This window comes from Psychromonas sp. (assembly GCF_983033635.1).
The window spans coordinates 1-8993 of record NZ_CEZLMY010000146.1 but is presented as its reverse complement, the minus strand read 5'-3'; the positions used below and the strand labels follow the sequence as shown (position 1 = coordinate 8993).

Annotated in this window: 11 protein-coding genes; 10 read left to right on the top strand and 1 reads right to left on the bottom strand. The window is 38.1% G+C overall.

Annotation, left to right across the window (positions count from 1 at the left end; genetic code table 11):
- Positions 1-184: 184 nt before the first annotated feature.
- The 9 genes from zapE to AC4GME_RS14850 all read left to right on the top strand — a co-directional run bounded on the left by zapE (position 185) and on the right by AC4GME_RS14850 (position 7322).
- A complete protein-coding gene (gene zapE / locus AC4GME_RS14890; protein WP_490378566.1) occupies positions 185-1327 on the top strand; it encodes a cell division protein ZapE in 1143 nt (380 codons plus the stop codon).
- Between the two features lie 198 nt (positions 1328-1525).
- Positions 1526-1954: a 50S ribosomal protein L13 gene (rplM, locus tag AC4GME_RS14885; protein ID WP_490378567.1), complete on the top strand. Its 429-nt coding sequence runs from the start codon at positions 1526-1528 to the stop codon at positions 1952-1954.
- Positions 1955-1967: 13 nt separating this feature from the next.
- Entirely contained in the window at positions 1968-2357 is a 390-nt protein-coding gene (gene rpsI, locus AC4GME_RS14880) for a 30S ribosomal protein S9 (RefSeq protein WP_490377856.1), read from the top strand.
- A gap of 282 nt (positions 2358-2639) precedes the next feature.
- Positions 2640-3164, top strand: coding sequence for a non-heme ferritin (ftnA, locus tag AC4GME_RS14875; protein WP_490377855.1), 525 nt, complete (start codon positions 2640-2642; stop codon positions 3162-3164).
- A 256-nt stretch (positions 3165-3420) separates the two neighbouring features.
- Positions 3421-4011 (top strand): ubiquinol-cytochrome c reductase iron-sulfur subunit, encoded by a 591-nt coding sequence (gene petA / locus AC4GME_RS14870; RefSeq protein WP_490377854.1) that lies wholly within the window; start codon positions 3421-3423, stop codon positions 4009-4011.
- Positions 4011-5291: a cytochrome b gene (locus tag AC4GME_RS14865; RefSeq protein WP_490377853.1), complete on the top strand. Its 1281-nt coding sequence runs from the start codon at positions 4011-4013 to the stop codon at positions 5289-5291. The genes petA and AC4GME_RS14865 overlap by 1 nt, the downstream gene beginning before the upstream one ends.
- Positions 5288-6022: a cytochrome c1 gene (locus AC4GME_RS14860; protein ID WP_490379664.1), complete on the top strand. Its 735-nt coding sequence runs from the start codon at positions 5288-5290 to the stop codon at positions 6020-6022. Before AC4GME_RS14865 ends, AC4GME_RS14860 begins: the two co-directional genes overlap by 4 nt.
- A gap of 108 nt (positions 6023-6130) precedes the next feature.
- On the top strand, positions 6131-6766 hold the full coding sequence (gene sspA, locus AC4GME_RS14855) for a stringent starvation protein SspA (protein WP_490377851.1): 636 nt from the start codon (positions 6131-6133) through the stop codon (positions 6764-6766).
- 142 nt (positions 6767-6908) lie between these two features.
- The gene (locus AC4GME_RS14850; protein WP_490377850.1) at positions 6909-7322 is read left to right on the top strand and encodes a ClpXP protease specificity-enhancing factor; all 414 of its coding nucleotides are present in this window, start codon (positions 6909-6911) and stop codon (positions 7320-7322) included.
- Between the two features lie 272 nt (positions 7323-7594).
- Here the strand turns inward: AC4GME_RS14850 and yrfG are convergent, their stop codons facing one another.
- The gene (gene yrfG, locus AC4GME_RS14845; protein ID WP_490377849.1) at positions 7595-8266 is read right to left on the bottom strand and encodes a GMP/IMP nucleotidase; all 672 of its coding nucleotides are present in this window, start codon (positions 8264-8266) and stop codon (positions 7595-7597) included.
- Positions 8267-8604: 338 nt separating this feature from the next.
- Here yrfG and AC4GME_RS14840 point away from each other — a divergent pair.
- Positions 8605-8993 (top strand): cache domain-containing protein (locus AC4GME_RS14840; RefSeq protein WP_490379663.1); only part of this gene is annotated, 389 nt, incomplete at its 3' end.

Sequence of the window (8993 nt, the reverse complement as noted above, 5' to 3'; positions counted from 1 at the left end):
TGCTGACTTTGCATCTTGAAGTATCATGGGTATAACATAACGACTTAATGATAGTTCTGTAAATGCAGATAAAACAGCGATACGTTTCTCACTTGTAAATAATAATTCAAAATAATGTTGAATAACTTTTACTGCCAGGTTAAATATCAAGTCAAATTTTCCCGCTATTTATACTGAGCTATTTGTGACACCACTTTCGCTGTATCAAGCTGATTTACAAAAATCAAACTTCTCTGCAGATCCTGCTCAAATAATCGCAATAGAACATTTACAACGTTTATATTTGGATTTACGAAAACAAACAGAGATAGCAAATAGCAAAACCTCTATTTATTCACGTTTTCTGCAAAAAATCGGCATTACACAGAAGCACAAGCCTTTAATAAAAGGGCTTTATTTTTATGGTGGTGTTGGACGGGGTAAAACCTATTTAATGGATCTTTTTTTTCATAGTTTAGCAAGCGAGCGTAAGTTACGCCTGCATTTTCACCACTTTATGTTAAGAGTCCATAAACAACTGGCACTGTTAGAAGGGCAGGTTAATCCTTTACAACAGATTGCTAAAACATTTGCATCGGAAACCGACCTGTTGTGTTTTGATGAGTTTTTTGTTGATGATATTAGTGATGCGATGATAATTGCGGGCGTGTTAAGCGAACTTTTTGAGCAAGGTGTTGTACTGGTCGCGACATCCAATCTCCACCCAGATCTTCTCTATAAAAATGGATTACAACGCGCTCGTTTTTTACCCGCGATTGAATTAATTAACAATCACTGTGATATTTTTCATTTAGATGGCGGGCGCGACTATCGATTAGGCCGTTTGATTGAAGCTGAAATTTACCACTATCCATTAGATAACAATGCTTTTTCGCAGATTGCGTTCAGTTTTGAAAATCTAGCTCAAGGTGACAAGGTTTACGGGCAAGCGATAAAGATAAATCAGCGCCGGATTAAAACCATTGCTAACAGTGCCGATACATTAAGCATTGAATTTGCAGTGCTTTGTGGAGGGCCGAGAAGTGTATTGGATTACATTGAAATCGCGATTTTATACCGCGTTGTTCTAATTGCTAATATCAAGCAGATGAATGACTCGAAAAATGATTCTGCGCGTCGTTTTATAACTATGATCGACGAGTTTTATGAGCATCACGTAGTACTGATTATTTCTGCTGAAGTGGAGATTGAGCAACTTTATATTGGTAAAAAGTTAAGTTTTGAATTTCAGCGCTGTATTTCGCGCTTATTAGAGATGCAAAGTTGTACTTATTTAAAACAAGCCCATCATATTGAAGATAATTTACAGAAAAAAGAAACACACTGATTATTACAATAATAGGGTGATCTCTGTATTGTTTTTCTGTACAATGTCGCCGCCCACGTTATCCACCCCCCAAAATATATATGGTGGATCTGTTGTTTACGCTTGACGTATTCGAAGGGATACGGAATGGCAAATACATTTTTGATTATCAAATTTGATAATCATATTTTTTTAAATCATTAATTTGGGTAGAACTTAATGAAAACTTTTGTTGCTAAACCAGCTGAAGTCAAACGCGACTGGTTTGTAGTTGATGCTGAAGGTAAAACTTTAGGCCGTCTGGCTACTGAAATCGCTTTACGTTTACGTGGTAAACATAAAGCAGAATACACTCCGCATGTTGATACTGGTGATTACATCATCGTTGTTAATGCTGAGAAAATTACCGTAACTGGTAATAAAGCTAAAGGTAAAATTTACTACCACCACACAGGTTTCATCGGTGGTATTAAATCAATTAGCTTTGAAGATCTTATCGTGCGTGCACCTGAACGTGTTATTGAGAAAGCTGTTAAAGGTATGTTGCCAAAAGGTCCTTTAGGCCGCGCAATGTACCGTAAATTGAAAGTTTATGCTGGTACTGAGCATCAACATTCTGCACAGCAACCACAAGTTTTAGACATCTAATAGGAATAAAACAATGGCAAATCAATACTACGGCACTGGTCGTCGCAAAAGCTCTACAGCTCGCGTATTTATGAAAGCTGGTAGTGGTCAAATCACTATCAACAAACGCAATATCGATGAATACTTCGGTCGTGAAACTGCATGTATGGTTGTTCGTCAACCATTAGAGCTAGTTAACTCAACTGAAAAATTTGACCTAAACATCACTGTTAAAGGTGGTGGTACTACTGGTCAATCTGGCGCAATCCGTCTAGGTATCACTCGTGCGTTAATGCAATATGACGAAACACTACGTTCTGAATTACGTGGTGCAGGCTTTGTAACTCGTGACGCTCGTATCGTTGAGCGTAAGAAAGTGGGTCTACATAAAGCACGTAAACGTCCACAGTTCTCAAAACGTTAATTTTTACGTTTCCGGAATTGCAAAAGCCCAGTTTTTACTGGGCTTTTTTTTGCCTGTTGTTTGGCGTGCTCGGCATAATACCAATCTAGGTAAATATCTAATCAATCTTGCTGGTTAAAATTAACGATAACTTCGTTGTTTTCAATCCCAATAGCCAGCTATTGCTCAATCAAACGCCTTGCTCTCATTAATTTTTCCTGCGCAATATTAGATTATTTACTTACCTAGTTTGGTATAACAGTCTAATGTTTATTTATTCCTTTAATTTTAACGGAGTCTTAAATGTTAGCAAAAACCATGGTTGAAAAATTAAACGAACAGATCAATATTGAATTTTATTCATCAAATTTATATTTGCAGATGAGTGCATGGTGTGAAGGAAACGGTTTCGAAGGGGCTGCATTAATGTTACGGGAGCATGCTGCTGAGGAGATGCTGCATATGAATCGTCTGTTTACTTATGTTAGTGAAACAGGTGCATTGCCCATTCTAGGAACAATAGAAGCGCCACCCCATGAGTATAAATCCTTAAAAGAGATCTTTACTGAAACTTATAAGCACGAATGCTTAATTACAAAAAAGATCAATGAACTCACTCATGTCGCGTTCACAACACATGATTACTCTACATTTAACTTTTTACAATGGTATGTTGCAGAGCAGCATGAAGAAGAGAAATTATTCAAAGGCATTCTAGATAAAATACTATTAGTCGGAGAAGATGGCAAAGCACTTTTCTGGGTTGATAAAGATCTTGCTGGTTTAGCAAAGAATAGCGCTAGTTCAATTATGGATAAACCTGAATAAGCGTTAATTGTTAACTATATTCCTGATAAATATTCCACTTAATGAGAGCATGGTCAATTAAGCCATGCTTTTCTTTCACTGCTTTGGTAAAAGTAATGTTAATAGCTTGTAAATTATTAGCTGTTTCTTTAAAATTCAAACAGTTTTATGCACCCATCTAAGTTGTAATTTCAACGGATTGAAGTGCATCCCAGTTTTATGTTTTATGAACTGCTTTCTACCAGTGGTATTAGTAGCTCACAATGGAGATGGTTAAATGAGCAATGCGCCTGTTAATTCTGGTCGCCGCAAGTTTCTGACACTAACAACCGCTGTTGTTGGTGGAGTAGGGGCCGCTGCTGTTGCGGTACCTTTTGTGAAATCTTGGAGCCCAAGTGAAAAAGCAAAAGCGGCTGGAGCCCCTGTTGCTGTTGATATTAGTAAAATCCAGCCGGGGCAGTTAATCCGAGTTGAATGGCGCGGTAAACCTGTTTGGATTGTGTCTCGCACACAAAAAATTATGGATGAATTAGCGACGCTTAATGAGCAGTTACGCGATCCCAATTCACAAGAGCCACAACAGCCGGAATATGCGCTGAATGCAGGACGCTCATTAAAACCAGAAATTTTTGTTGCTGTTGGTTTATGTACTCATTTAGGCTGTTCGCCGACTTATCTTCCCGACTCCTTCTCTGAGCAAGTTGAAGGTGTTGAGTCCGGTTTCTTCTGCCCATGTCATGGGTCAAAATTTGATATGGCGGGACGTGTTTTTCAAAATGTACCTGCACCATTAAATTTGGTGATCCCAGCGCACCATTATGTGAGTGACACAAAAATTCTAATCGGCTTAGATAAAGGAGATGCCTAATGCTTAAAAAATTGGTCACAGGCACGGTGGATTGGATTGATGCGCGTATTCCAATGACGGAAACGTGGAATAAACATCTCGCACAATATCCAACACCCGTTAACTTTAACTTTTGGTACTTTTTTGGTTCATTAGCGATGCTGATTTTAGTTAACCAAATTTTAACCGGTATCTGGCTAACCATGCATTACAACCCTTCTGCTGAAGGTGCATTTGCATCAATCGAATACATTATGCGTGATGTACCTTACGGTTGGTTATTACGTTATATGCACTCAACGGGCGCGTCTGCATTCTTTGTTGTTATCTATCTGCATATGTTCCGAGGGTTAATTTATGGCTCTTACCAAAAACCACGTGAGCTTATTTGGATCTTCGGTATGTTTATCTTCCTTGCGTTGATGGCTGAGGCATTTATGGGGTACTTATTACCTTGGGGGCAAATGTCTTTCTGGGGAGCACAAGTCATTATCTCTCTATTTGGTGCAATTCCTTTTGTTGGTGATGATTTAACACTGTGGATCCGAGGTGATTACGTTATCTCAGGTGCAACCCTAAACCGTTTCTTTGCGTTGCATGTTATTGCATTACCATTAGCACTTGTTGTTCTGGTATTTTTACATATAGTGGCGCTGCACGAAGTGGGCTCAAATAATCCAGATGGTATTGAAATAAAACAGAAAAAAGGCTCAGTACCTAGCGATGCAAAAAGTAAATTTACTTTCCATAAACAATATAGCGGCAAGAAAGATATTATCGATGCAATCCCGTTTCATCCTTACTTTACGGTAAAAGATATTATGGGGGTGGCAGGGTTCTTGATTTTCTTCTGTGCGGTTATCTTCTTTATGCCGGAAGGTGGTGGTTATCTGCTTGAAGCGCCAAACTTTGAACCTGCAAACGGCCTAAAAACACCGGATCATATTGCACCCGTTTGGTATTACACGCCTTTCTATGCCATTTTACGTGCCATCCCTGATAAGTTAATCGGCGTTGTGTTCTTTGGCGGTTCGATTGTTATTCTGTTCTTCTTACCCTGGCTCGATCGCTGTAAAGTTAAATCAATGCGTTACCGCAGTTGGAAACACAAACTGAATATTACTCAGTTCATTATCTCTTTCATCGTATTAGGTGTGTTGGGGGCATTACCAGCAACGCCATTATTAACTAAAATTGCACAAATTGGCACAATCGGTTACTTCGGTTTCTTTATTGCGCTATGGGTCTACAGCAAAAATGAAAAAACTAAGCCACTACCAACGAGGTTAACATTCAAATGAAAAAATTAATGATTGCCTTAGTGGCACTGTTACCAACGCTTGTTTTTGCATCTGCGGGTAATGTACACCTAGATAAAGCGCAATATGATTTAAGCGATAAAGAATCGTTACAACGTGGTGCAAAACTGTTTATGAATTACTGTTTTGCATGTCACTCAACGGGCTACCAACGTTACCAGCGTATTGCTAATGACTTAGATATTCCTGAAAATTTAATGAAAGAGAATCTAATTTTTACCGATAGTAAAATTGGTGAACTGATGGTCAATAGTATGGATAAAAAAGAGGGGGTAAAATGGTTTGGTAATGCTCCACCTGATTTAACCTTAGAAGCACGTTTACGTGGTGCAGATTGGATCTACACATATTTACGTTCTTTTTATAAAGATGAAACACGTCCATTTTCAGTAAACAATACCGTTTTTCCTGATGTTGCTATGCCGCATGTGCTTGAAGAGTTACAAGGGATTCCAACGGCTATTTATGAAACAACAGTGGTAGATGGTGTTGAGCATAAAAAGATTGTTGCTTTGCAGAGTAATGAACAGGGTGAGATGTCATCCGATGAGTATGACAATGCGGTGTTAGATCTGGTAAACTTCCTTGTATATGCAGGTGAACCAAACAAGTTAGAGCGTGAAAGCTTAGGTGTTTGGGTAATAGGTTTCTTAATCATCTTATTTATTCTTAGCTATTTACTTAAGAAAGAATACTGGCGCGACGTTCACTGATCGCAGCTTTTCATATTAGCTGTTAATTATCGGCAATGGTGGTATTTATCATCATTGCCGTTTTTGCTTGTTAAACATACCAATTTATTCATATATTAGGGGATTTCCATGGCTGTAGCCGCAAATAAACGTTCTGTAATGACACTCTTTTCGGGTGCTTCAGATCTATATAGTCACCAAACACGTATTGTATTGGCTGAAAAAGGCGTCAATGTAGAGATCACTTTTGCTGACGAAGATAATTGGCCAGAAGAGTTAGTTGAAATAAACCCTTATAACAATGTACCTACATTGGTTGATCGTGAATTAGTTTTATACAACTCACGTATTATTATGGAATATTTAGATGAGCGTTTCCCGCATCCGCCACTAATGCCTGTTTACCCTGTTGAACGTGGTAAAAGCCGTTTAATGATGGAGCGTGTTGAAAGCGATTGGTATCCATTAGTGAAAATTATTATGGGTAATGATCTGCAAGCTGCCGATGCTGCCCGTACAAAACTGCGCGATGCAATTTTGTTAATTGCACCTGTATTTGATCACTTTGCCTACTTTATGTCTGAAGAGTTCACTCTGGTTGATTGTTACATGGCTCCACTGTTATGGCGCTTACCTGAATTGAAAATTGATTTAGGTATTGAAAATGTGAGTGGTATCAAAAGTTACATGGTTAAAGTATTTGAACGTGAATCTTTTCAAGCATCAATGACTGAAACTGAACGTGAAATTCGAGTAGGTATCTAATACCAATTTCGATAAATCTTTATTCATTTAAGCCGGTTAAAAGAGATGCTAGCTTCATTATTGATTTTATTGTAATTAATCTGTTGTCTTGAGTAATTTTTACTGTACTTCAATAGAAAACTAACTTAACGGAGCTGGTATTATGAATAACATGTTAGTGCAACGTCCATATCTTTTACGCGCATTTTATAACTGGATAGTTGATAGTGAATGTACGCCACATATCATTGTTGATGCAAACCAACCTTGTGTTGAAGTACCTCAGCAGTTTGTCGAAGATGGAAAAATTGTCCTTAATATTGCGCCTCGTTCAGTGGTGCAGTTTTCAATGGATGATGATGCTGTTGCATTTAATGCCCGCTTTTCCGGGCAACCGATGCAAGTTTATGTACCTTTGTATGCAATAGAAGGTATTTATGCACAAGAGAATGGTGCCGGGACTATCTTTCCTGAAGAGCCTGCTTACCAAGCTCTTGATAAAGCAGCTGAGCCTATTGCCGATAATGTTGATAAACCGAAGAGCGGGAAACGTCCAAGCTTAACTGTGGTCAAATAGTTTTTTTGCTGGATTTTGTTAACGTGAAACTTTGCTCAGGTTATTGATTAAAAAATGGTTATCCAAGAATTTGGATAACCATTTTTTTTACAAGATTTAGTCAGGTTATTTGCTATAACCTGCTAAGAAAATAACTGCTAGCTTCGTTATTGATTTTGCAATTAGAACAACTGGTTACTGCAATCAAAGCCTGGCTTTCATCCATTTGTCCTGCGTCTAAATAGATCATCTAATTAGTGGAATTGGTATTATAGCTAAACAGTCAATTCCTATTAACTTTTCGTAACGGCAAGCTCTTTGGTTAATACATCATAATCGTGAATTGCCGGACAATGGTCAAAGTTTTGATGCACAAGTCCTGAGTCAGGATTTTCAATCCCGAGCACATAGCGGATACCAAATTGTTGGGCAATTAGCAGCAACTCTTCATTATCATCTATAAATAGTGTGCGCTTTGGATCGAATGGGTGGTGCGCTAATAGCGCTTGCCACAGTTTTGGTGATTCTTTGCAATGCCCAAACTCATGGGTAGAGTAAATATGGTCTAAATGTTGGTCTAAACCAGTGCGATGTATCTTTATTGCCAGACTGTCCGGGTGGGCATTGGTTAATAATACGCGCTGAATATTTCGCTGCTTCAGTGCCTGTAGAAATGGGATTGCATCAGCACGCATCGCGATTGTTTCTGCATTATCAACTTTCAATTGACGAATATCTAACTTGGTTTGTTTAGTCCAATAGTCAATGCAGTACCAATCCAGGCTACCTTTAACAGCATCGTATTGTGATGCCATTTTCTGTTTTGCCTGTTGCACTGAAATTTTCTGTTGGCGTGCTATTTCAGAGGGTACATGATGCAACCAAAATAGGTTGTCGAATCTCAAGTCTAATAGCGTTCCGTCCATATCTAAAAGCACTGTATCAATATTATTCCAGTTAAACATTGTATCCTCTGTAAATCTTATATCTAAAAAAACATCTTGTTCTAAAACGCCAGTAACAGTTCCTCTGATATGGCTTGATGGTGATTATATCGCAGGAGCAGACTGGCATTGTACAGTAAAAAGTAGAGCCCAATTACAATAGCTATGCCAGTAACTTCTTTGTATGCAACGTCTTTAGATTATTTTGCCATGATGTTCATAAATGTTTTACGGTTATTACTTGATCAATCTCAATGAAGTGTAAATGAATTGCATTTAAATAATATTATCCTCTATATAATGCGCGGCCATATATCATATATTGTCTGAATAAATAGTAAAATAATAAGGTTAAGTTTATGAAATTTACAATGAAAGCGAAGCTTATCATTACATTGTGCGTCCCACTGTTATTAATGGGCGGTTTTTTTATCACCTCTCTAATAAATACAGAAAATGCAGTGCTTAAAGCTGAAGAAAGCAATGTAAGGAGTAAATTGGCAGTTGTCCTTGATGAAAAGTTAAAGGGGCAGGTTGATACTGTAACGCGTTCGATTTCTGCTTTTTACGAGCAATCCAAGCTGGAGCATATCAAAGAAGATTTGATTGCTGAGATGACAACTTTTAAACGCACCATTGAAAAAATTTATGAATCTAGTGCTTCAGAGAGTGAAGCCGCAACTAGCATCTATGCTTTTCTTAATCAACACCGTTGGGAAAATGGCCGTTATTTTTTTGCTTATGATGC

Bases quoted from the DNA above. Each gene is read 5' to 3' on its own strand.
- rplM (WP_490378567.1), top strand. From the start codon at position 1,526: ATGAAAACTTTTGTTGCTAAACCAGCTGAAGTCAAACGCGACTGGTTT.
- rpsI (WP_490377856.1), top strand. From the start codon at position 1,968: ATGGCAAATCAATACTACGGCACTGGTCGTCGCAAAAGCTCTACAGCT.
- ftnA (WP_490377855.1), top strand. From the start codon at position 2,640: ATGTTAGCAAAAACCATGGTTGAAAAATTAAACGAACAGATCAATATT.
- petA (WP_490377854.1), top strand. From the start codon at position 3,421: ATGAGCAATGCGCCTGTTAATTCTGGTCGCCGCAAGTTTCTGACACTA.
- AC4GME_RS14865 (WP_490377853.1), top strand. From the start codon at position 4,011: ATGCTTAAAAAATTGGTCACAGGCACGGTGGATTGGATTGATGCGCGT.
- AC4GME_RS14860 (WP_490379664.1), top strand. From the start codon at position 5,288: ATGAAAAAATTAATGATTGCCTTAGTGGCACTGTTACCAACGCTTGTT.
- sspA (WP_490377851.1), top strand. From the start codon at position 6,131: ATGGCTGTAGCCGCAAATAAACGTTCTGTAATGACACTCTTTTCGGGT.
- AC4GME_RS14850 (WP_490377850.1), top strand. From the start codon at position 6,909: ATGAATAACATGTTAGTGCAACGTCCATATCTTTTACGCGCATTTTAT.
- yrfG (WP_490377849.1), bottom strand. From the start codon at position 8,266: ATGTTTAACTGGAATAATATTGATACAGTGCTTTTAGATATGGACGGA.